Genomic DNA, 22270 nt, shown 5'->3' on the forward strand with positions numbered 1-22270 from the left:
AAGTTCAGTGGTCCCGGGGGTGGTTCGGGTGGCTGCAAGCGTCTCTGAGTTATCGGGTTTAGGCCTGCTGACCTGGGTCTATCCGCCAGGTCTGGTGGATCGGGTGGTGGCTGCCTGTGGTCGTGTGGAGCAACGCAAGCGCCTGCTCCCGGCCCGGCTGGTGGTGTATTTCGTGCTGGGGCTGGCCCTGTTCTCGCCCGCTCCGTATCTGGACGTGATGCGGCATCTGGTCGAGGGACTGCGCGGTCTGCGCCTGCTGGGCACCTGGCATGTCCCGGCGAAGTCGTCGCTGTTTCGGGCCCGGCAGCGGCTGGGCCCGGAACCGCTGCGGGTGCTGTTCACCACGACCGCGAAACCGATGGGCACCGAAGCCACCCCGGGCGCCTTCTGGCGCGGACTGCGGCTGCTGGCGGTGGACGGGACCTGCTGGGACGTCGCCGACAGCCCGGCCAATGAGGCTGCCTTCGCACGCCCCGGAAACACCCGCGGCCACGACAAAAGCGCCTTTCCCCAGGTGCGGATGGCCTGCCTGGTGGAGGTCGGCACGCACCTCGTACTGGACGCCGAACTCGCCGGCTGCCGCACCGGGGAAGTGACCTTGGTGAGCCGTCTGCCCCGTTCCTGCGGCCCCGGGCAACTGGTCCTGGCCGACCGCGAGTTCCTCGGTGTGCCGTTGTGGCGGTCCTTCACCGCCACCGGCGCTCAGCTGCTGTGGCGGGTGCCCGCCAACCGGGTCCTGCCCGTCGAGCGGCAGTTGCGGGACGGGTCCTGGCTTTCGCGCATCCACGCCCACACCGATCCGGCCCACACCGACCCGGTCACCGTGCGGGTAATGGCCTACCGGCTGAACGGCACCGGCCATGCTGCCGAGGGCTACCGGCTGGTGACCAGTCTGCTCGACGCCCGCCGCTATCCCGCCCGCCAGCTGGCCGCGCTCTACCAGGAGCGCTGGGAAGTAGAGAGCGTCTTCGCCGAGATCAAGACCCATCAACGCGGAGCCCACGTCGTCCTCAGCAGCAAAACCCCCGACGGCGCCCTGCAGCAGATCTGGGCACACCTGCTGGTCCACCACGCCCTGCGCGAACTGATGGTGAGAACGGCCGCGACCCGGGGCCTGGACCCCGACCGGATTTCCTTCACCGAAACTCTGCGCTCCGCCCGACGCAGTGTGACCGTCACGCCGGGCAGTTTTTCCCCTGACCTCCTGGTCAGAACGCTCGTCCTGCTCCAGCACGACCTACTCGAACGACTCCTGCCGGCCAGACGCCTGCGCAGCCAGCCCCGCGTCATCAAACGCAAGATGTCCAACTACCGGCTCAAACGGGCCGAACACCACACCTGGCCCCAACCCACCCGAACCGGCACCCGAGCAATCACCATTCAACGACCCCAACCCGCAAACCCGTAACGCAACGGCATGACTCTGTTGGTGATCTTGGCGGGGTGGTGACGGCGGTCGCTGGTGGTGGTTGGCTGGTCGGTAGCGGGGCGGCCTCGGTTTAGGGGCGGTGGACGGTGTCGATGCGTCCGGCAAGTTTCCAGCGGATTCCCCCGGTGACGGTCCGGACGGCGTGGGCGGCGTGTCCGAGGGGGACGCCGGTGATGCTGATGCGGGACCGGCTGGATGTGGTGTTCGCCGACGAGGACTTCGCTCATCTGTATCCGGCCGATGGCCGACCGGGTTTCTCGCCAGGGCAGTTGGCGCTGGTGTCGGTGCTGCAGTTCGCGGAGAACCTTTCGGACCGGGCGGCGGCGGATGCGGTGCGCACGAGGATCGACTGGAAGTACGGGCTCGGCCTCGAACTGGACGATCCGGGGTTCGACTATTCGATGCTCAGCGAGTTCCGGGCCCGGTTGGCCGAGGGCGACCGGGCCGATCAACTGCTGCAGTTGATGCTGGACCGCTTGGTGGCGGCCGGGCTGCTCAAGGGGCGGGGCCGACAGCGTACCGACGCCACCCATGTCCTGGCGGCGGTGCGGCGTTTGAGTCGGCTGGAGTTGGCGGGCGAGAGCGTTCGGGCTGCTCTGGAGGAGATCGCCGAGGCCGATCCGGACTGGCTGGTGCCGCTGATCGAGCCCGAGTGGGCCAAGCGGTACGGCCGGAAAGTCGAGATCGGGAAAGTCCCGGGCGGCAAGGTGGCGGTGCGCGAACGCGCCGAGGAGTTCGGCCGGGACGGGCAGAGACTTCTCACCGCGGCCTGGGCGGCCGACGCCCCACCCCGTCTGCAGATGCTGCGGCAGGTGGAGATCCTGCGGCAGGTCTGGATCCACCAGTACTACTGGGATCGCGAGGGGCAGCTGCGCTGGCGGGAGGGCACTGCCCTGCCGCCGGCCTCCCTGCGGTTCGACTCCCCGTATGACACGGACGCGCACTACTGCGTCAAACGTGATGTCGAGTGGAGCGGATACCGGGTTCATTTCACCGAGTCGTGTGATCAGGACCTGCCGCACCTGGTGGTGCACGTGGCCACCACCATTGCTCCCGTCCAGGATGGGCAGTTGACCGAGAAGATCCACGACGACCTCGCGACCCGTCGCCTGGCTCCTGCCGAGCACATCGTGGACACCGCCTACCTCACTCCCGCCCACGTCGAGCGGGCCCAGCGCGTCCACGGCATCACGCTGCTCGGCCCGATCCTCGCCGACAACAGCCGCCAGGCCAAAGCCGGCTCGGGCTTCGACAAGGCGGCCTTCACCATCGACTGGGTCAACGAGCAGGCCATCTGCCCGCGCGGTGCGACCAGTGCGTCCTGGACCAAGCTGAATATCTCCGGCCACACCTATCTTCAGGCCCGCTTCGCCGAGACCGACTGCCGGCCCTGCCCAGACCGTGCCCGGTGCACCTCCTCCGCCACTCGAGCCCGCTCCGTCGCGGTGCTGCCGCGGGCACTGCACGAGATCCAGATGCGCAATCGGCTCGACCAGCAGACCGAGCAGTGGCAACGTCGGTACGCGATCCGCGCCGGCATCGAGGCCACCCTCTCGCAAAACGTCCGAACTCACGGCCTGCGCAGAGCCCGCTATCGAGGCCTGGCCCGCACCCACGTGCAGCACGTCCTGACGGCCATGGCCTGCAACCTCAGCCGCCTCGCAGACTGGAACGACACCGCCCCGTCGGCCCGCCGGGCACCCCGCTTCCGAACTCTCTGCAACACAGCCGGATTCGCGATCACCTGACGCCCGAGATCACCAACAGAGTCACTGCCTCTAGGTCCTCATCACTCCCGGAGGGGTCGCAACGCGAGCGTGTTCATGGTGGGCGGCCTGGTGGTCATCGTCCTCATCAACTCCTGGTGGTCCAGCAGGTGCGACTCGTCGATCACGACCGCGGTGCGTCCGCGTTCGTCGACCTCCGCGGCCAGCGGCGGACGCCTGAACTGACGGGCATTCACCTCGCGCGGTTCCTACTGGACCCGTGCGAGGTACCGGTGGAGGTCACGGAGTACCTGGCGGGTCGGCTGGAGATCGCCGACGCCGGAGCATCACCTGCTGGAACTGGAGCTGGCGGCCGCCGCCGAAGTCCGGCAGACGGCGGCGCAGCCGCTAACTGGGGAACGGCTCACTGGATCAGCTCGATGTGCGGATGGTCCGGGGATACCGGGCAGACGTGCAGCTGCAGATCGTAGCCTCGGGCGAGGTCGAGCATGGTCGGGTTGTGCGGTTCGGGATGGGTGGTGGATGACAGAGAGCGGGCTCGGTCCTCGTCGGGAATCCAGTCGGGATAGTTGGAGTTCCATTCGCCCGAGGCGATGGTCAGCAGCGGATCCATCTCGGTGCCGCATGAGTGGCAGAGCCGGGGTAGGGGATCGGTGAGGCCCCAACGGGTCCATCCACCGACCTTCCAGCCGGGAGCGACGGACATCCTGCCCGTGTAGAGCTCGTTGTAGAAATCCTTCGAGTAGGGCGTGTCAGAGCTGTCCAGCGGGTACGGCGTGTTGTCAAAGCTGTCCAGAGCGGCGCCGGCCGCCTGCCACCTGCGCCAGTCCTCCAGCTGCCGCTGGAGCTCCTTGCCCAGTTCCATGATGTTGGGGTATTCGGTGATCTGCTCCGGCGCGAGCAGGCACGGCTCCGGCAGGTAGCCGGGGAACTGGATCGCGGGCGGCTCGGGGGGGGTGTCGAGGATGTCGGTGACTGTGGCGGCGGACCGCCAGAACAGCGCGGTCTCGGGCTGCGCGGGGTGGTCGAAGGGGCACCACAGCACTTGGAGCAGATCTGCCTCGGCCTGCTTGGGCGGGCGCAGCAAGGGGACGTCGCGTACGTACAACTGGGCCACGGGCAGCATGGCGATCGGGCCCTCGGGCCACGGGCGGCCGGCCTTGATCCGCTCCTCGATCGCCAGCTCCTCGGGCGTGTACCGGGTCCCCGGGGGATCGCCGCCCGGCCGGTTCGCCACCTCTGCCCGGACGCGTCGCCGCTGCCGCACGTCCTCGGGCGAGAGGATCTCGTTCCACCCGTCCCACTCGTGCGGTCCCTCGCAGTGCGGCCACGGCTCGTCGGCGGGCCACAGCAGCGGCCCGCCGACGGAGCTGTCGTACGGCGTGGGCGACCCGGGGCGGGGATGCAGCCGGGTCGCCGTGCGTGCCAGCGAGGCCAGTTGCGGGGCGACCGCGGTGACGTCGACCAGCCGCGGCGGGGTGGTACGGATACGGAGTGCGGCGGCAATGCTCATTGCCCGCTCGGCGCACACCGACCGGATCTCGTCCAGCAGCTCGGGGTAGTGCTCGCCGTACGTGTTCAGCGCATGCCACACCGCGTCCAGTGCTGCTATGAGCGGGGCGGGCTTGGCGGCGGCGAGCACGGCGGGAAGAGCGAAGTGCGGCTGTGAGATCCGTCCCGGGGTGCGCGGCGTAACGGCAAGGGGCACCACGACGACCTTGCGCCCTGTGTCCGCGAACGGCGGCGGGACGTACGGCGGCCACTCCGGAGGTATCGCTTCGAGCACCGTCCTGTCCGGTACACGAGGGTCGGAGCGCAGGGCCTCCCACATCCGGGCCGGGTCGTCGAACGGCGGCGGCAGAGGGCGTCCCTCTGCCGACTCCGAGAGCGCCTGGGCGACCCACGGCACATCGGTCAGGCCCGCAGCCTCGCAGGCCCGCCTCGCGGCCAGCAATGCCACTGCACGCTGGACCTCGGGACCCACGACATCGAGGGCGTGCACCAGGTCGCTGTCGAAGCGGAGCAGACCGAGGACGTTGCTCTCGCGGCCACCGCGCAGCCTCTCGCTCGGCAGCCGCCCGCCCCACTCCCACTCCTCGTGGTGCAGGCGGCGCCCCTCGGCGGCTTGTTCGGCCCGCTCCTCGGCGGCCCGTTGGAACACCTGGCGAGTCAGGCGTTCGGCCTCGGCGAGCTGCTCGGGCGTACGCGCCGTCCGGCGCACGTTCCAGTGCAGGTCCCCGGCCATCCGCGAGGTGTGGCGGATCACCTCGTCCGGGCGGGGTGGGGCAGGCCAGAACTGCAGGAGGTAGCTGTCCGCCCGGGACTCCCCGGCCACTCTGGTGGAGAGTTCCCGTCCCTCGTCCATCCCCCGGGCGCAGTACCGGACCCGGTAGTCGGTTCGGGCGAGACCCAGGTCCCACGCGGCCTCGCCGTCCCCCTGCACCAAACTTGTGCGTTCCGACTCGGGGCGGAAGGACACCTCCATCACGTCATCCCAGACCGGGTCCAGCACAGGGGCTGCGTCGTGGACTTCCACGACAAAGCCGACGTCGCCCGCGTACAGCCCGGTGGACAGGACGATCACACCTGGGACCGCAGCCCCGCACAACCCCCCGATCTGGTAAGCGAGCGCCTTGGCGAGGTCAGGTCTGGCGCTGTCCGGATCGCTCTCGACGTAGATCTGACGATCGTGAACACGCACCTCGCCTGCGACCGGCCTACGCACAGCACTCCCCTCGTCGAGGACGGCCTCAAAGCCCCTGTCGGGCAGGCCGTCACGTGCCCCGCATCATGCCGCAGGCCACTGACAACACGGCCGACGACGCCGCGAGGCCGACGGTGACATCGATGATGCGGCCACTGACGCAAGAGGGTGTCGGTCACGATGTGCCGTTTGCGGCCCGGCACCTTCTTGCCGCTGTCGTAACCGCGTGAGGCTGCCGACACCGTCGCGGCGGCCCGCACCGACTGCGCGTCGATGCCCCCGCCGTGGGCCCTGCCTCGCGGCCCTCCCGTTCACGGACTTCCCGCGCAGCCGGTCGTGGAAGTCTGTGATCAGCCCGCGCTCGCGCCAGCGGCGGAAGATGGCGCGGACCCGACCCCAGCCGGGAAAGTCCGCGGGCATCGCCCGCCACGAGATCCCGCCCGTGACCAGGTGACGGATCACGTCCAGCAGCTGCCGGTGACAGTGACCCTCGGGCGATCCACCCTTCCCCAAAGCCAGGCCGGCACCGGCAGCAGAGGCCGGACGGCCGCCCATTCCGCGTCCGACATGTCGGAGGGATACCGGCGTTCCCGGTCCCGGTGGCCGACCGCGTTGCCGTACGCGTGCGCGAGGTGATCACACGATCGTGCAGCCGCGTTGGACGGGAGGCGTTCGGAGGCGCACAACAACGACATCAGGGCCTCCCGGCACTGCTCGGTTGGATTCGCATCCTCGAGCTACCGAAAGGCCCCGTCTTCATACGCGTACGACGGGAAGATCACCCCGGCGAAAAACCTGTTCGACCCGCACGTTCCATGATCGGTTCAGATACGGCTTCTCACTGGCTCCTATACTCCTGGCGTGTTTGATACGCCAAACCTCTTCCACCTTTCGTCCGTGCTCAATCGCCGGTCGATCGCACAGCATGGTCTGGATTGGGCCCGGATGAGGGCCGCACGGGGAATCGCCGGCAGCCGCCGTCCTGAGGTGGAGGGGATCTTCGTCTGTCGGGGCGAGGAGGAAGCAGAGTTCTTCTTTCAGATCAACAACACCGGTGGGCCGGTTGATCTCTGGTCCGTGGACGGCGTCGATGAGGGGTTGCTCCTCGACAACGGCAACGGATTCGTCTACCTGCCCGGCCGCATATCAGCCGCGCGAGTGCGCCTCGTGCGATCAGACGTTCCTCCGCAGCTTGGTTTTTGACTTCGCGCGGCGGTACGGCTGGCGGTAGGCCCACGCGGAATCTGGATGCGAGCTCGGCGAAGGTGTAGTTGCAGCGCAGGTGCGCCAGCCTCGTCAGCGCCTGGCGGCTGCAGGTCAGCCGCCGCAGGGTGCCGATCTGTCGTCGCCGAGCGGCCAACCCCCGCCGCAGCAGCCGCAGCGCAGAAGTGGACAGATGCAGCCCGGATGGGTGGTCAATGAGGTCTTTCGGTGAGGCCACCGATCGGGTGACAGCAACCTTGGCCGCAACGCACAAGGCTCCCATGCCGTTGAGGGAGGTGTTCGAAGTCTCAACTCATCAGCGCAGGAGCCTTGTTGGTCCCTCATCCTGCCGCACTCGACCTGTCCCACGCCCTGGTCGAGTGGGTCACCATGCTCATCGTCACCCGCGAGGGTGACCGACGGTGCAATCTCCCACCGCACCAGCGTGCCCTGGTCGCTCTGGTGTACCTGCGCAAGCACGAGCCGCTCGCACAGATCGCCGCCGGGTTCGGTATCTCGGTCGGCACCGCGCACGCCTACACCAAGGCGGTCATCGATCTGCTGGCCACCCGCGCCCCCGGTCTGCTGCGTGCTCTGCGCGAGGCGAACCCCGAGTACGTTCTGCTCGACGGCACCCTGGCCGAATGCGACCGCCTCGGCGACGGCCGGGCCGACTACTCGGCCAAACACCGCCGCCATGGGGTGAACGTGCAGGTAGTCACCGATCCCCACGGCCGGGTGCTGTGGCTGTCCCCAGCCCTGCCCGGGCGCTCCCACGACCTGGCCGCCGCCCGTGCCCACCGGATCATCAGGATCTGCGAGCGCCAAGGAGTGCCGATCCTGGCCGATCGCGCCTACATCGGTGCCGGCGCGTGGATGACTACACCGGCCAGACGGCCGGCGGGAGGCGAATTGACGCTCACCCAACAGACCGTCAACCGGGCGCTGTCGAGGGCGCGGGCCCCGGTCGAGGGTGGAGTCGCCCGTCTGAAGTCCTGGCGGATCTTCCGCAGAGCGCGGTGCAGCCCGAATCGAATGACGTCAATCGCAGCAGCGGTCCTCACCCTGGAGCGGCAACGCTGAAAGACCTCATTGATCCCTGGCCGTGAGGTGGGTACGGCTGGATGAGTGCGGGGGGGGCACCGACGAAAGTGTCTGACCGGCGTCCTTCTGAACGACGGTGATGCCGATTCCCGCGTTCAAGCTGATCATTGTCGACGGTCGCGTAATTCCCCATGTCGGGTGGTTTGAGCACTTTGTTATTCCCCATACCGAATTCTCCTAATTGGCCATGGGTACCGCGGAGTTCGGGACTGAGGGACCGGGGCATCGCGGAGGTGTGCGGGACGGCTCTCGGCCTGAGGTTCGGAAGGCCGATGGGCAGCCCGGATGGCGAGGAGAACGTTCGTCGTGGTCGATGTCACCGAGATCTATGTCCACTGGTACGCGGGCCGTTCGAAGCGTGAACTGGCCGCGTCGCTGGGGGTGGACCGTAAGACCATCAGGAAGTATTTGGCACCGGCGGAGGCGGCCGGGATGACTCCGGGCGGACCTCCAATGGGCGAGTCGGACTGGGCCAAGCTGATCGGGACCTGGTTCCCCGAGCTTTCCAACTCACGTCTTCGGCAGGTTACTTGGCCGGAGATCGACCGGCACCGCGATTATATCGAGAGCCTGTTGGGGACGGTGACCGTCACCACGATCCATCAGCGGCTGCGGGACGAACACAAGCTGGAAGTGTCGATCTCCGCGTTCCGGCGCTGGGTGCACGCCACGCTGCCCGACAAACTGCGAAGTTCGCAGGTCACTGTCCTGCGTGACGACGTCGAGCCGGGCGAGGAGGCCCAGATCGACTACGGTTTCCTCGGGCAGTGGACCAATCCGCGCACCGGCAAGCGGCACCGAGTCTGGGCGTTCGTGATGGTGCTGCCGTGCTCGCGGCACATGTTCGTCCGCCCCGTCCTACATCTCCACCAGCATTCCTGGACCGAAGCGCACGTCGCGGCCTTCCGCTACTTCGGTGGCGTCCCGCGCCGGCTGGTGCCGGACAACCTCAAGACCGGGGTCGACAAGCCCGATCTCTACGACCCGAAAATCAACAAGGCGTATGCCGAACTCGCCACCCACTACGGGGCGTTGGTGGATCCAGCCCGTGCTCTGAAGCCGAAAGACAAGCCCAGGGTGGAGCGGCCCATGCCCTATATCCGCGACTCGTTCTGGTGCGGGCGGGAGTTCACCTCGATCGAGCACATGCAGGCCGAGGCCGTGACCTGGGCCCAGAACGTCGCAGGCCAGCGGCCGTGCCGGCCGCTTGGCGGGGCCGCCCCGATGGCGGTCTTCGGGGCCCTGGAGGCGGAGACGCTGCTGCCCCTGCCGCAGACCCCGTTCGTGCTGGCCCGCTGGTCGACCGCGACGGTCGGCCCGGACATCCACATCAAGGTCGGCCGCACCCTCTACTCGGTGCCCTGGAAACTGATCGGCCGTCGGGTCGATGTCCGCTCCACCGCCACGATGGTCCAGGTCTTCCTCGACGGTGAACTGGTCAAGACTCACGCGGCACTTGAGCAGGGCAAACGCACCGACAGGAGCGACTACCCGCCGGAGAAGATCGCCTTCCAGATGAAGACGCCGATCTGGTGCCGCACCCAGGCGTCCGAGATCGGCGACGCCTGCCGCGAGGTCGTCGACCAGCTGCTGGAGGTCAACGCGCTCTACCGGCTCCGCGCCGCCCAGGGAGTGCTCGGACTGCGGAAGAAGTACGGCGAGACGCGCCTGGAGGCCGCCTGCGCGAGGGCGATCGCGGTCGGAGACCCGTCCTACCGCACCATCAAGGGCATCCTCATCGCCGGCACCGAGACCGACCCCGAGCCCGAGACCAGCGGCGATGCGGGAGCCGCGGCCTTCCTCCACGGACCGAAGCGGCTGTTCGCCTCCGCGGCACCCCCCGACACGGCGGACGAGCTCCGCGACGACCAGGTCCACGGCGAAGCTGAGGGAAGCATCTGATGAGCGTGATGGACACCGCCCTGCGAGAGTCGCTGAAGGCACTGCGGCTCTCGGGAATGCTGGAAACCCTGGACGCCCGCCTGGCCCAGGCCCACGGCGGCGAGCTCGGCCACCTCGACTTCCTCCAGGTCCTCTGCCAGGACGAGATCACCCGCCGCGAGACCGTCGCCTTCCAACGGCGCCTGCACCGGGCGAAGTTCGAGCAGCAGGTCACCCTGGAGGAGTTCGACTTCACCGCCTCCTCGAAGCTCCCCGCCGCCCAGATCCGTGACCTCGGCGCCCTTCGCTGGCTGCATGCGGGCGAGTCGGTCATTCTGTTCGGTCCTGTCGGGGTCGGCAAGACGCATATCGCCCAGGCCCTCGGGCACCTCGCAGTCCGCCAGGGCGCCCACGTCCGCTTCGCCAAGACCAGCCGGATCCTCGCCGAACTGGCCGGTGGGCACGCAGACCGCACCTGGGACAAACGCCTGCGTGAGTTGGTACGTCCCGACGTACTCATCCTCGACGACTTCGCGATGCGCCAGCTCGGCGCGGCCCAAGCCGACGACCTCTACGAACTCGTCTCCGAGCGTCAGGGCCGGTCCCTGATCATCACCAGCAACCGGGCGCCCAGCGACTGGTATCCGCTCTTTCCCAACCCCGTCGTCGCCGAGTCACTCCTGGACCGGCTGATCAACACCAGCCACCAAGTCATCATGAACGGCCCCAGCTACCGCCCGAACAAGCGCCCCAAGAACCCCACCGACAAGCCCGGCAAGCCTTCCGTCAAATGACCTCGATCAGGCGAGAGGTGGGGGAATTACGCGAACTTCCAGCGGGGGAATATCGCAAGCGTCCACAATCATTTCCCGCCACCCTGCAGGGTGAGGTGACAGCGGCTCATCCGGTGGATCGGGGCCATCCGTGCCGCACCGGTGCGACGCGCGGGGATCAGTACGGCGAGACGGGAAACAATGAAGAGAACGTCTTACCTGGGCCTCAGGGCTGGACACCGGTCGTCGACAGCAGTTGAGGGGCATAGCAGTCACACGCCAGGACGGTGGCTGGTGCGGCTTTCCGGGCCGGCACCTCGATCAGTGCCGTCATGCTGCTGACTTCCCTCACACTGTGCCATTCCCGGCTGCCTCCGCCGAGCAGCACGTCGGTGTCCGTGCCCTTCTCGAAGCGGACCGTGCCGCTCGCACCGACACCTGAGACGCGGTGTTCCCGGACGTACGTGCAGGCGACGAGGGAGCTTCCGGTGGACAGGCGAAACACGGGAAGATCCGCGCCGGTCGTTGTGTAATTCATGGTGCGTTCAAGGGCCTCGTTCGCCCAGCCGTTGAAGTACCGGACGAGCTGGCTGGTGAAGCCGCCCTCAGTGAAGCGGTCGTCGGTGGGTTGCCCGTGTGGGGGTGAAAAGCTGAGGTAGTCGGCGAAGCTGTTGCACACGGCACGGTCGGCCGCCGCCGCTGTCGACAACCGTGCTGTCCCGGAGGCGCCTTGACTCACCTCGGGGAGCTGCTTCGGTTGAACGCTTACGGTCTTGCCGTCCTGGGTGGGGGAAGGAGTCGGCGTCGCTGCCGAGGGCGACGGTGATGTGACGGGATCTGTCACCGCCCAGGTGGCCGCGGTGGCCTTCCAAGGGCCCTTCGCCTCCGTCTGCGTGAAGTAGAAGAGCGACGAGGAACGGTCGTCCTCGTTTCCCTTCCTCTTGCTCAGGACGGCGAAGTAGCGGGGGTAGGCGTGGGAGGTATCTGCGGCCGGGATCAGGAACCGGGGTTGGGTGAGGCGGGAAGCCGTGTCCGCGGTCTTTGCCCTGCGGTGGATGTCATAGATGGCGAGTGACTCCTTCAGCAGGACACCGGTCTGCACCCCACGGATGGCTGCGCTGTCGAGGACGGCGTCGGCAGCCGCGTTCGTACGGTCGTACTGTTCGAAGACCCGCTCAGCCTCCGCCACTGTGATGACGGGTGCCGATGTGCTGGGGGAGGAAGCCGCACCGTCACTGCGCGAGGGGCCCTCCCCGGACGAGCAGCCCGCCGACGACCCCAAAAGGATCACCAGTCCTTCGGCCGCAGCCAACCAAGCAGCTTTACGTCTCACAGCGCGTCGCCTCCCCCATGCGTCCAAGTCCCCGGAAAGCGTACGCGAGTTGATCTCAGCGGTGGCGGCCTTGTGTGAACGTCAGACGAGACGCGGGGGCGTGGCGGGCTTTTGGCAGCACTGCGCCGACTGCGACCCCTCCGGGACGCCATGCCCCGCCTACGGAGCCCTGTGGTAGCCCAGATCCAAAGTGTTGCCCTTCCGCCCACGCTTGTGAAGCCCTCTGAGTGGGCGTTCTGTGAGCCTTCGGGCGGGACTACGTTGGCGGGGATGCTGCCGGTCGGGGCATGGTGAATAGGCCGGGCTCGGGTTCGGTGAGGATGCCGCGGTTGACGAGGCGTTTGAGCTTGGCCCGGGCGCCCTCGACGTGGCGGTTCTCGGTGCCGGAGCTCAGGGCTTCGCAGACGGCCTTGGCCCGCAGGCCCTGCTCGTCGTCCTCGAACAGGGCGAGGATCTGCCGGTAGGCGGACGGCAGTGGCTCGGGGCCGCCGGGGTCGCTGTCCTCGACGATCTCCAGGACGGTCTGGCGGGTGATGCCCAGCCGCTCCAACCGGTCTTCCGCAGCGGCGAGTTGCTCACCGAACCGGGCGAGCTGATCCCGCAAGTGGTCAGCCTCTTCTCGCGCGGCGGCCTGCCGTGCCTCGATCTTGGCCAGCAGTTCACGCATGGACGGACTCGCCGGTGGGGGCCCTGGCCCCGACCGGCAGCGGATCACGCCAGGTCGGGGTGGTCGTGCCGGTGATCCGGCGAGCCATCACGTCGGTCATCGACCAGTAGATCATCGAGACCGCACTGGCCGGCAGTGCTTCGTAGTCGCGGGCCAGGCGGCGATGGAGCATCAGGGTGCCAAAAGTCTGCTCCACCACCCACCGCTTCGGTATTGGCGCGAACCCCTTCGTCTGCGGATCACGCGAGACCACCTCGACGTCGATGCCCAGCGACCGGCCGTGCTCGACGACAGCGTTCTTGAACCCGGCATCCACCCAGCCCTTGGTCACCGACGGGTTTGCCGCGGCCACCTTGTCCAGCAGCGTGATTCCAATCGCGTTGTCGTGGACGCTCGCGGCGACCACGATCACGGCGATGAGCAGGCCGAGCACATCGGTGGCGATGCCCCGCTTGCGGCCCCGGCTCCTCTTGCCCGGATCCAGCCCGGTCGTCTCCTTGGGTGCATTGACCGAGGCGTGCACCGTCTGGGCGTCCATCACGATCGCGGACGGGTCCTCGTGCCGGCCCCTCAACTCGCGGACCTGCCAGCGCAGCAGGTCGTGGATAGCCTGATCGGTGCCGTCATCGCGCCACTTGCCGAAGTAGTAGTACACGGCGGTGTACGGCGGGAAGTCGTGCGGCAGGTAACGCCACTGGCAGCCGACCCGGGCCTGATACAGGATCGCGTTGAGGATCTCCCGCATCTCGTAGCGGCCCTCATGCCCGCTGACCGAGCGGTGCTGCCCCTTCCAGGACGTGATGACCGGCCGGATCAGCTCCCACGCCTCATCCGACAGATCACTCGGGTACGGCTGACGCCCGCCCATACCCATCAGCAGACCGCGCACCCGACCAACCGCAAGCCCTCAAACCGGACAACGACTCCGACGACTCACAGAACGCCCACTCAGCGTTGCCTCTCCAGGGTGAGGACGGCTTTGGCGATGATCATGCGGTTGGGGCTGATGTGGGATCTGCGGAAGATCTGCCAGGACTTCAGCCGTGCCATGGCGCGCTCGACCGGAGCCCTGGCTTGGGCAAGGGCCCGGTTGACGGTGTGCTGGGTCGGGGTCAGCTCTCCGCATGGTGGCCGTTTGAGGCCGGTGGTGACCCAGGTGCCGGCGCCTGTGACGGGCCGCCATCTCGCGCGCCACGGGTTGAGGAGGTGTCTGTCGAGGAGTGCCACTGTCCATACGTGGCAGCGACAGGGTGTCCCCGGCCTCTCAGGAGCGCCAGGTTCAGGCCGAGCCGGTCGAGCCGGGCCTCGCTCCGGCGGGCCCGCCCACGACCGTGAGTAGGTCCACGACGAAGATCAGCGTCGAGCCCGCCGGGATCAACGGAGAGGGTGACTGCTTGCCGTAACCGAGACGCGGGGGAACGATGATCTCGCGCCGGCCGCCGACCTTCATTCCCCTTACTCCCCGGTCCCAGCCCTTGATGACCCTGCCACCGCCCACGGCGAACTTGAACGGCCGGTCCCGCTCCCAGGAGGAGTCGAACTCTCTTCCGGACGCGAACGTGACCCCTACATAGTGAACCTGGACGACCCTGCCCGGCTGCGCCTCGGGGCCGTCCCCAACCACGAGGTCCCGGATCGTCAGCTCGGTGGGCGCGTCACCCTCCGGAACCTCGATTCTGGGCTTCGTCAGTTCGCTCATCGCGGTCCCATCGCTCGCCACCGGAATCCCTCGCACGGGCCGGCCGGACACATGGACATTCCATGCGGCAGGCGATCACGCTACCGGCAATGCCCATGCTCCGAGGTGCACCCCGTGCCACGGAACACGGCTCTCGCGTCCGGGGGATGTACCGGAGGGAGAGCCGGCCAAACCAGGGCGCGTCTCGGGCCATGTTTCGTCTGCGCGTTCCTCAAGGGAGACCCTGACTACAGACACGAGTTGGTCTCCGGTGGTTCGCTGACGGCCAGGCCCGGGTCGAGGTCCTGGAAGAAGCGAACCGCGTCGAAGAGGGTGTCCAGGACGTGCCGGCCTTCGACCCAGTCCCGGAAGGCGCCCTGAGCCTCCTTGCGGGCGCGCTTCTGGCCGGCGGTGGCTGTGCTGGTCAGGTTCGCATAGTCGGGCGGCAGATCTGCGTACCGGGCCCACCGGTAGACGGTGCGCATGCGGGTTCCGCCGTGGGCCATGGGGATGCTGAACTGGGCGTAGGGGACGAGGAGTTCGTCGAATACGACGGCTGCGTGTTCCTCGCAGTTGCGGATGAGCTCCAGGCCCATGACGACCTTGCCCTCACGGTCGCGTGCCCGGTGGTCCCGGTACGGCTGCCCGAAGGCGTCGGCGAACACGGCTTCGTCAAGCACGTTGACGGCCGAGACCACGCGCCGAGCTTCCAGTGCCGCCGCCTCGGCGTCTTCGACGGTCGCGTACCAGTAGTCCAGGATCGCGCGGCGGATCTCCCGAATGTAGCGACGCCCTTTGGGGCGATGCGTCGCGGGAAGGGAGAACATCCCTTGGGTCACCGCGTAAGAATCGCAGGTGCGGCGTCCCGCCCGCCAGCCGATTGTGCGCCGCCGCACCTGGCGAGGATCACTATGTCGGCGGCGAAGCGTTCCGGCCTACCGCAGTGCCCACCGTGGGGACCTGAGACGAGCAAGCACTGGACGCTGTGCGCCCCTCGGACGGCCACCGCGCTGGACAAGCCGATCGGGCAGTGGCTGTCCAACCTCCGCCGCGCCGGGGTGCTGGAGGGGCATCCGGAGCGAGCGGCCGCGCTCGCGGCGATCGATCCGAACTGGAACCCGACGTGGCCGGTGGACTGGCAGCGGCACTACGCCGCCGTACACGAACTCCTGCGCGAAGAAACCGGACTGGCCGAGCCCACCGAGGTCCTGCCCGGCGTCACCATCCACGGCATGGACATCGGACGATGGCTAGCCAAACAGCGTCAGTCTGGAGTGTGGGGCGCCCTGATGGACGGCCAGCGACAGCGCCTGGAACAGCTCGGCATCACGCCCCTACCCCCGGAACAAGAAGCCCCCGCCAAGCCGTCCACGGCGGCCCTGGGGGCCCTGGGGGCCCTGGGGGCCCTGGGGGCCTTCGAGCGGGGCCTTGCGGCCCTGGCGCAGCACAAGACACGTACCGGCTCTGTGACCGTCCCACGGGGGCACGTAGAGACACTCCCCGACGGAACGGAGATCAAGCTCGGGGTGTGGCTGACCAACACCAAAACCAGACGCGCGAAGCTGCCCGAAGAGAAGCTCCAGCAGCTCGCCGAACTCGGGCTGGAGTGGGCATGAGGCCGGTTCGGTCGTCTGCCGGGGTGGATTACGGGCGGAGCGCTGCCGAGACTCGGGACAGACGGTCGGGCGGAAGAGCGAACGGGCTGGCGGGATTGCGGTAGGAGTAGTGGCCGTCATTGGTGCGGGTGCCGTCGGGGCCGGTCGTCCAGCGTGCCGCCGCGCAGCCCTCGAAGGATCAGAAATGCCGTTCCCATGACAGTGGAACGGAGTGGGGTGTACCGCCCCATGACAGCCACGCCCGCCGCATACACCACCCCACGTCAGTGACCCGACCCCCCAAATACTCCACCATCAGCACAAACACACCAATCTGACATGCCGTCACTGACACTCACTCACTGACGCCAAACCGGCACATCGCACCATCGTCCAGGCGCTCACGCTCCATACGGTCGGCGTCCGGGTGCCGGCCTTCCCCGAACAGCAGCTCCGCCTGTCGCTCCGTCACCACCGAACCGGCGGTGAGCCCGAGAGCGGCGAGTCCCAGCCCCATCCACACCCCGGGCGCGAGACCGGCCTCCTCCTGGGAGTTCTTCAACGACGTCCGGGCCGGGCGGCGCCCGTCCCCGAAGGCCACGCCCCGCACGTAATACCGCCAGGAGTTGCCCGGCTGAACCTTCGCAACACTGATCATGACCACAGGAGACAACGGCTCTGACCTGCAGAAAAGCGCGATCCCGTGAGGTGGGAGGGTTCACCGGAACTTCACGGCCGATCCCGCGCGGCGGGCGCCTGCGGCGTTGTCGCGCCCGTCTGACGGACACCGTCTTTCGCTCCCGGTTGCACCCACCGGGCCCATGCAAATGCTGCGCGACCGGCCGTGCTGCAGAAGTCCGTACACAAGGCCCGGACCTCGCGCGGCAAGACGGCAACGACGCCGACGTCCACGAGATGCCCGCGAAACCCACGAGGAAGACCGCGGCCAAGAAGACGTCCTCGATGAAGTTCGCGCACAGCGCGTAGACCATCGGGATGGCTTTGGCATGCCCGGATACGACGCCGGCCGTTGCCTGCAGCGACCGGCGTAAGCGCCCCGCGCTCCCGGGCCCGTTCTACGGGTCGGGTCGGCTGTTGGTCAGCAGGGTGCTCAAGTACCGGGTGTGCGCGGTGAGGAGCTTGGTGGCGCGGTCGGTGCCGCCGGGGAGGAATGGCAGCAGGATCAGGGACGGGACCGCTGCGGCGAGGGCGACGAGCACGGCAGGGGTGAGCAGGGCGACGAGCAGGACGCGCTGGAGCGCGCCTACGGTGCGCGGCGAGGGAAGCCAGGGTGGCAGCACGGAAGTCTCCAGTAGCCGGGGGTTCGGTGGGGTCCCGCGGTGCGGTGAGGCAACTGTGCCGCGTGGTTGGGTAGTTCAGGCTCGTCCGGGGAATTGCCGCAGGTAAGGTGCGGAAAACATCGGCGTTGTCCCGGGACGGGCACGGACAACCAAGTCCCGGATACGGCAAGGGGGAAGCACCCATGGCGGGGCGGGGAGGCAGGCCCTGGGGGCCGATCCGGGCCGAGAGCGAAGAGGCGAGGGCGCTCGCCGACTTCCTGCGGGTACAGGTCGACGCCAGTGGCAAGACCCTGAACACGCTGGCCAGCGCCATCCCTTTCTCCAAGTCCCGGATCAGCGAATATCTGGCCGGGAAGGTTCCCGACCAGAAGTTCGTGACCACCCTGATCCGTGCGACGGTTCCCGAACCCCGGCTGTGCGAGCAGCGCCTGGCCGAAGCCATCAAGCTGCTGCGGGCGGCCGCCCACCCCTCGCCGGTGCAGCCGCCGCCCCCTGCCACCTCCGCCCGGGAACTCACCGAAGCCCGGGCCCAACAGGTCGAGATCTACGAGCGCCTCACCCGCTCCCTGGAACAAGAGAACCAACTGCGCGAGGCCGCCGGAAACTCCGCGAAACTCGTCATGGTCCTCCTCGCGATGGTCAACAAGCTGGAACGGCGGATCACCGACCTGACAGGCGAACGCGACCAGCTCCACGCCGCACACGCCGCCCCTGCAGTCCTGCGGCAGACCCAGCAGCAGCTCACCCGCGCCCAAGAGCAAGAACAGCGCGCCCAGCAGGAACTCCAGCGCGCCCAGGAGAAACAACGCCAAGCCGAGGAACTCGCCGCCCGAGTCCAGGCCCAGGTCGACCAGCTCACTGACGAACTCGACCGGCTGCGCACCGGAACGGCCAACAACAACACCGCCGGATATGACACCCCAGCCCACGGGCCCGCACATCCCGTGATGACCGCCGATCCGGTCGGTGACGACATCGACCAGGCTCTGACCCAGGTTGCGGCCGTCAACGACCGCGACGACCAGATGCTGCAGCGCATCGCCCACGACCTCATCCCAGACCCCGCGGTAGACGGGGTTGTCCGGGACAACCCACCGGATAACCCTGTATCCGGCCCCCTCACCGCGGACAACATCCCCGCCCTGCGAGCCGCTGCCGAAGCCGCAGCCAAGACAGGCGACTACCGCAAGGCCGTCAAGATGTACACCGCCCTCCTCAACACCTCCATTCACTTCCAAGGCCCCGAGCACCCCGACACCCTCACCACCCGGCACAACCTGGCCTTCTGGCAGGGAGAGGCCGGGGACGCAGCCGGCGCCCAGGCCGCCTTCGCCCAACTACTGCCCGTCAAAGAGCGGGTGCTGGGCCCCGAGCACCCCGACACCCTCACCGCACGCCACGACCTGGCCTCCTGGCGGGGACGCTCGGGGGACGCAGCCGGCGCCGCGGCCGCCCTCGCCGAACTGCTGCCCATCCGGGAACGGGTACTGGGCCCCGAGCACCCCGACACCCTCACCGCACGCCACGACCTGGCCTCCTGGCGGGGACGCTCGGGGGACGCAGCCGGCGCCGCGGCCGCCTTCACCGAACTGCTGCCCATCCGGGAACGGGTACTGGGCCCCGAGCACCCCGACACCCTCACCGCACGCCACGACCTGGCCTTCTGGCGGGGGCGCTCGGGGGACGCAGCCGGCGCCGCGGCTTCCTTCGCCGAACTGCTGCCCCTCGTGGAGCAGGTCCGCGGCTTCATGCACCCCTACACCCTCACCACCCGGCACGAACTGGCCTTCTGGCGGGGGCGGACAGGGGATGCGGTCGGTGCCGCGGCCGTGTTCGCCGAACTGCTGCCCCTCGTGGAGCAGGCCCGCGGCCCCGAGCACCCCGACACCTTCACCGCGCGGCACAACCTGGCCTTCTGGCGGGGAGAGACGGGGGACGCAGCCGGCGCCGCGGAGGCACTCACCGAACTACTGCCCATCCGGGAACGAGTGCAGGGGCCCAACCACCCCGACACCCTCGCCACCCGGCATGAACTGGCGCGCTGGCGGGGAGAGACGGGGGACGCAGCAGGCGCCCAGGCCGCCTTCGCTCAACTGCTGCCCCTCGTGGAGCAGGCCCGCGGCCCCGAGCACCCCGACACCCTCGCCGCACGGCACAACGTGGCGCGCTGGCGGGGAGAGACGGGGGACGCAGCAGGCGCCGCGGAGGCACTCACCGAACTACTGCCCCTCGTGGCGCGGGTGCAGGGCCCCGAGCACCCCGACACCCTCGCCACCCGGCACAGCCTGGCGCGCTGGCGGGGAGAGACGGGGGACGCAGCCGGCGCCGCGGCCGTGTTCGCCGAACTGCTGCCCATCCGGGAACGAGTGCAGGGACCCAACCACCCCTCCACCCTCATCACCCGGCATGAACTGGCGCGCTGGCAGGGAGAGACGGGGGACGCAGTCGGCGCCCAGCTCGCCTTCGCCCAACTGCTGCCCATCCGGGAACGAGTGCTGGGCCCCGAGCACCCCGACACCCGCGCCACCCGGACCGCGTTGGGTTATTGGAGGAAGGCCGCAGCAAGTCGGCGTTCCTAGATCGACCGGTTCCTGGACTGGATAGCCGTGCGGCCGAACGCTCTTGTTGGACGCTTACAGGCCTCCCCGCATGTCCACGCCGGTGGTCACACCCCCCGACCACGGGCGCGCGGCATGAGTCGGCTGTGCATCCTGTCTCGTCAGCCGACCACCGGCACCGCGTCCACGCGGGCCTGGATGGTTTCCACGATCGTCCTGTACGTGGGGTTCGCCTTCGGCTGGAGCGAGCGGTAGTTGAAGGTGGCGAACCGCAGCTCGATCAAGCCAGTGCGGGCTTCATCGTCCAGCCGGATCCAGTTCTCCATTTCGTGCGGCGGATAGATCGCATCGAGGTGATGGGCCCGTGCGACCGGTAGGCCGAACTCGGGGTCGGTGAGCGCGTCGACCAACTCCTGCTTCCGGTAGCCGACACCAGACCGGTAGTCGAGGTCCAGGCACCAGCGCACCGGCCCGTGGCTTTATCGACAACTCACGGTTCTGGCTCAACTTCTGGATGCTGTTGGTGATCTTCAGATGGCCAAGTCCCGGCAGAGGCGCCGAAATTGGCTGGCTGGTCTGATGGGACGCGGTGGGGTGGTGCCGGGCGGAAGGCATCCGCTGAGGCGGATGATGTTCGTTCCGGCGGCGGTGAGCACGTGCTGGACGTGGGTTTTCGCGATGCCGTGGTAGCGGCAGTGGCGCAGGCCGTGGGCATGGACGGTTTCTGAGACAGTCGCCTCGCAGCCGGCGCGGATCGCGTAGTGCTGCTGCCACTTGGAAGTCTCCTGCTCGCGGCGGACCTGGGTCTGGATCTCCTGGAGCGGCTGAGGCAGGAGGATGATGTGGCGGCCCCGGCCGGCGGCGTTGCCGGTGCACTCCAGTCGGTCCTCGCAGGCCCGGCAGGCGGGCCTGGGGAACATGACGGACAGCCGCTCGTGCCCGTCGCCGAGCGTGGGTTTCCAGGGGTGACTCGTCACCCCTCGAGGACAGGTGAGGGTGCGGGCCTCCCAGTCGGGGGTGAAATCCGCCTTCGTGAAGCCGGGATGTTCACGCGCCCGGGGATCGGGGCGGACCGGCCCGGTCAGGGTGAAGCCATGGGTGCGGGCCGACCGGTCGATGGACTCGGGCGTGACATATCCGCCATCCACGAAGTGCTCCAGATCGGTGAACCCCTGCCGGACCAGGCCCTGGTGAATGTCGTCGAGCACCGCGATGTCCTGCTCCGGGGCGGGCTGGGTGACGACCTGCACGATGACGTTCGGCCCGGTCTCCCCGCATGTCTCGGTCTGGTGATCGCGGTAGCCGATCCAGGACTTCTGGCCGGCCGCGGTGAGTTTCTGGCTGTAACGGGCCTCGACGTCATAGGGGGAGACGATTTCCAGACTGGCCCACGGGACGCAGGCCGTGGCGGGGTCTGGCCGTCCGTCGGCCTGCGGAGGCAGGGCCGTCCTGCGGGGCATCGTGCGCCGGCTCAGCCGGTCGGTGGTGGACTTCGGACCCCGCCACCGCAACCGGCCCGCCGCGTCGTACCAGTACTGCTGCACCCATATCCGCCGTAGCAGTTGGACCTGCAGGAGAACGCGCAGCCGTGGCGGGGCATCGGCACGGAAGACCGCCTTCAGCAGCCTCGTCCCGTCCTCGCCGACCCGCAGGGCATGCTCCTCCAGGGCCGCCTTGCCCTTGGGCAGGCGGTGGTAGAAGGCCGGACGTCCGTAACGGTCGACCCAGCCCGGCTCGATCAGTGGCGCCAGCCATTCCTCGTCGGCCAGGGCGAGTTGCTCCAGCGCGGCCCGCAGGGTCTCGGTGACCAGCTCCGTGCGGTTCAGCGTCCGCACCGCGGCCAGCACATGGGTGGAGTCCGTGCGCACTGCACCGCGGCGCTTCACCAGCCCCGCAGCGACGAGGTGGTCGACCATCACGGCCAGCAGCCGATCCGCGCGGTTGCCCTCGGCCATCCGGTCCCGGAACTCGCTGAGCACTGAGTAGTCGAACCCGGCATCATCAAGATCCATGCCGAGGCGGTACTTCCAGTCCAGCCTGCATCTGACCGCTTCGGCGGCCTGCCGGTCGGTCAGGTTCTCCGCGTACTGCAGCACCGACACCAATGCCAGCCGGGCCGGCGACAGGCCCCGCCGCCCGTCGACCGGGAACCAGTCGGCGAAGTCCTCGTCCACGAACAACTCGTCCAGCCGGTCGCGCACCCACATCGCCGGCGTGCCCCGCGGATTGCTCGCCCGCGCCATACGCACTGTCAGCGGAGGGACCACACGTCCCGAAACCGAGCCCATCGACATCGCGGCCACCCCTCCGACCGCTC

At 68.5% G+C, this 22270-nt stretch carries 19 protein-coding genes and 3 pseudogenes; 8 read left to right on the forward strand and 14 right to left on the reverse strand.

From position 1 onward, the window contains the following. The first annotated feature begins 28 nt into the window (after nucleotides 1-28). Nucleotides 29-1408, forward strand: coding sequence for an IS4 family transposase (locus OG975_RS00425; protein ID WP_406326583.1), 1380 nt, complete (start codon nucleotides 29-31; stop codon nucleotides 1406-1408). Between the two features lie 113 nt (nucleotides 1409-1521). Beyond that, nucleotides 1522-3177, forward strand: coding sequence for an IS1182 family transposase (locus OG975_RS00430; protein ID WP_406326582.1), 1656 nt, complete (start codon nucleotides 1522-1524; stop codon nucleotides 3175-3177). A 41-nt stretch (nucleotides 3178-3218) separates the two neighbouring features. On the opposite strand, the gene OG975_RS00435 is transcribed toward OG975_RS00430, so the two are convergent. The 4 genes and pseudogenes from OG975_RS00435 to OG975_RS00450 all read right to left on the reverse strand — a co-directional run. Further along, nucleotides 3219-3392 carry a hypothetical protein gene (locus tag OG975_RS00435; RefSeq protein WP_406326584.1) on the reverse strand — a complete coding sequence of 58 codons (174 nt, stop codon included), beginning with the start codon at nucleotides 3390-3392 and terminating at the stop codon, nucleotides 3219-3221. A gap of 167 nt (nucleotides 3393-3559) precedes the next feature. Continuing rightward, nucleotides 3560-4669 (reverse strand): hypothetical protein, encoded by a 1110-nt coding sequence (locus OG975_RS00440; protein ID WP_406336098.1) that lies wholly within the window; start codon nucleotides 4667-4669, stop codon nucleotides 3560-3562. 1067 nt (nucleotides 4670-5736) lie between these two features. Continuing rightward, the gene (locus OG975_RS00445; RefSeq protein WP_406336099.1) at nucleotides 5737-6135 is read right to left on the reverse strand and encodes a transposase; all 399 of its coding nucleotides are present in this window, start codon (nucleotides 6133-6135) and stop codon (nucleotides 5737-5739) included. A 124-nt stretch (nucleotides 6136-6259) separates the two neighbouring features. Continuing rightward, nucleotides 6260-6415: pseudogene (locus tag OG975_RS00450) on the reverse strand (hypothetical protein); the annotation flags it as partial. Between the two features lie 306 nt (nucleotides 6416-6721). Here OG975_RS00450 and OG975_RS00455 point away from each other — a divergent pair. The 4 genes from OG975_RS00455 to istB all read left to right on the forward strand — a co-directional run bounded on the left by OG975_RS00455 (nucleotide 6722) and on the right by istB (nucleotide 10842). Then, nucleotides 6722-7063, forward strand: a complete 342-nt coding sequence (locus tag OG975_RS00455; protein ID WP_406326585.1) for a hypothetical protein — start codon at nucleotides 6722-6724, stop codon at nucleotides 7061-7063. Between the two features lie 333 nt (nucleotides 7064-7396). After that, the gene (locus OG975_RS00460) at nucleotides 7397-8146 is read left to right on the forward strand and encodes a transposase family protein (protein ID WP_406326587.1); all 750 of its coding nucleotides are present in this window, start codon (nucleotides 7397-7399) and stop codon (nucleotides 8144-8146) included. A gap of 327 nt (nucleotides 8147-8473) precedes the next feature. After that, nucleotides 8474-10069 carry an IS21 family transposase gene (istA, locus tag OG975_RS00465; protein WP_406326589.1) on the forward strand — a complete coding sequence of 532 codons (1596 nt, stop codon included), beginning with the start codon at nucleotides 8474-8476 and terminating at the stop codon, nucleotides 10067-10069. Continuing rightward, nucleotides 10069-10842 carry an IS21-like element helper ATPase IstB gene (gene istB, locus OG975_RS00470; RefSeq protein WP_406326590.1) on the forward strand — a complete coding sequence of 258 codons (774 nt, stop codon included), beginning with the start codon at nucleotides 10069-10071 and terminating at the stop codon, nucleotides 10840-10842. Before istA ends, istB begins: the two co-directional genes overlap by 1 nt. A 205-nt stretch (nucleotides 10843-11047) precedes the next feature. Here the strand turns inward: istB and OG975_RS00475 are convergent, their stop codons facing one another. The 6 genes and pseudogenes from OG975_RS00475 to OG975_RS00500 all read right to left on the reverse strand — a co-directional run bounded on the left by OG975_RS00475 (nucleotide 11048) and on the right by OG975_RS00500 (nucleotide 15338). Then, a complete protein-coding gene (locus OG975_RS00475; protein ID WP_406326591.1) occupies nucleotides 11048-12010 on the reverse strand; it encodes a hypothetical protein in 963 nt (320 codons plus the stop codon). A gap of 400 nt (nucleotides 12011-12410) precedes the next feature. Further along, complete coding sequence (locus OG975_RS00480; protein ID WP_406326593.1) at nucleotides 12411-12821, reverse strand: hypothetical protein; 411 nt, start codon at nucleotides 12819-12821, stop codon at nucleotides 12411-12413. Continuing rightward, nucleotides 12814-13689: an IS5 family transposase gene (locus OG975_RS00485; RefSeq protein WP_406326594.1), complete on the reverse strand. Its 876-nt coding sequence runs from the start codon at nucleotides 13687-13689 to the stop codon at nucleotides 12814-12816. Before OG975_RS00485 ends, OG975_RS00480 begins: the two co-directional genes overlap by 8 nt. Before the next feature lie 80 nt (nucleotides 13690-13769). Beyond that, a pseudogene (locus OG975_RS00490) lies at nucleotides 13770-14000 on the reverse strand (transposase family protein); the annotation flags it as partial. A gap of 100 nt (nucleotides 14001-14100) precedes the next feature. Next, nucleotides 14101-14520 (reverse strand): FKBP-type peptidyl-prolyl cis-trans isomerase, encoded by a 420-nt coding sequence (locus OG975_RS00495; protein WP_330301739.1) that lies wholly within the window; start codon nucleotides 14518-14520, stop codon nucleotides 14101-14103. A 227-nt stretch (nucleotides 14521-14747) separates the two neighbouring features. Continuing rightward, complete coding sequence (locus tag OG975_RS00500) at nucleotides 14748-15338, reverse strand: hypothetical protein (RefSeq protein WP_406326596.1); 591 nt, start codon at nucleotides 15336-15338, stop codon at nucleotides 14748-14750. Nucleotides 15339-15410: 72 nt separating this feature from the next. Between OG975_RS00500 and OG975_RS00505 the strand changes: the two genes are divergently transcribed. After that, entirely contained in the window at nucleotides 15411-16115 is a 705-nt protein-coding gene (locus OG975_RS00505) for a helicase associated domain-containing protein (protein ID WP_406326597.1), read from the forward strand. Nucleotides 16116-16479: 364 nt separating this feature from the next. Here the strand turns inward: OG975_RS00505 and OG975_RS00510 are convergent. After that, nucleotides 16480-16752, reverse strand: a pseudogene (locus OG975_RS00510) (relaxase domain-containing protein); the annotation flags it as partial. 418 nt (nucleotides 16753-17170) lie between these two features. Then, nucleotides 17171-17395 carry a dTMP kinase gene (locus OG975_RS00515; RefSeq protein ID WP_406326599.1) on the reverse strand — a complete coding sequence of 75 codons (225 nt, stop codon included), beginning with the start codon at nucleotides 17393-17395 and terminating at the stop codon, nucleotides 17171-17173. 182 nt (nucleotides 17396-17577) lie between these two features. Here OG975_RS00515 and OG975_RS00520 point away from each other — a divergent pair, with 182 nt between their 5' ends. Beyond that, nucleotides 17578-19974, forward strand: coding sequence for a tetratricopeptide repeat protein (locus OG975_RS00520; protein WP_406326600.1), 2397 nt, complete (start codon nucleotides 17578-17580; stop codon nucleotides 19972-19974). Between the two features lie 140 nt (nucleotides 19975-20114). Here OG975_RS00520 and OG975_RS00525 read toward each other — a convergent pair whose 3' ends face one another. Both OG975_RS00525 and OG975_RS00530 read right to left on the reverse strand, forming a co-directional pair. Beyond that, a complete protein-coding gene (locus OG975_RS00525; RefSeq protein ID WP_406326601.1) occupies nucleotides 20115-20420 on the reverse strand; it encodes a hypothetical protein in 306 nt (101 codons plus the stop codon). Nucleotides 20421-20483: 63 nt separating this feature from the next. Beyond that, on the reverse strand, nucleotides 20484-22196 hold the full coding sequence (locus OG975_RS00530; RefSeq protein WP_406326603.1) for a transposase: 1713 nt from the start codon (nucleotides 22194-22196) through the stop codon (nucleotides 20484-20486). Between the last annotated feature and the right edge of the window lie 74 nt (nucleotides 22197-22270).

The organism is Streptomyces sp. NBC_00203 (assembly GCF_045206325.1).
GTDB lineage: Bacteria > Actinomycetota > Actinomycetes > Streptomycetales > Streptomycetaceae > Streptomyces > Streptomyces lutosisoli.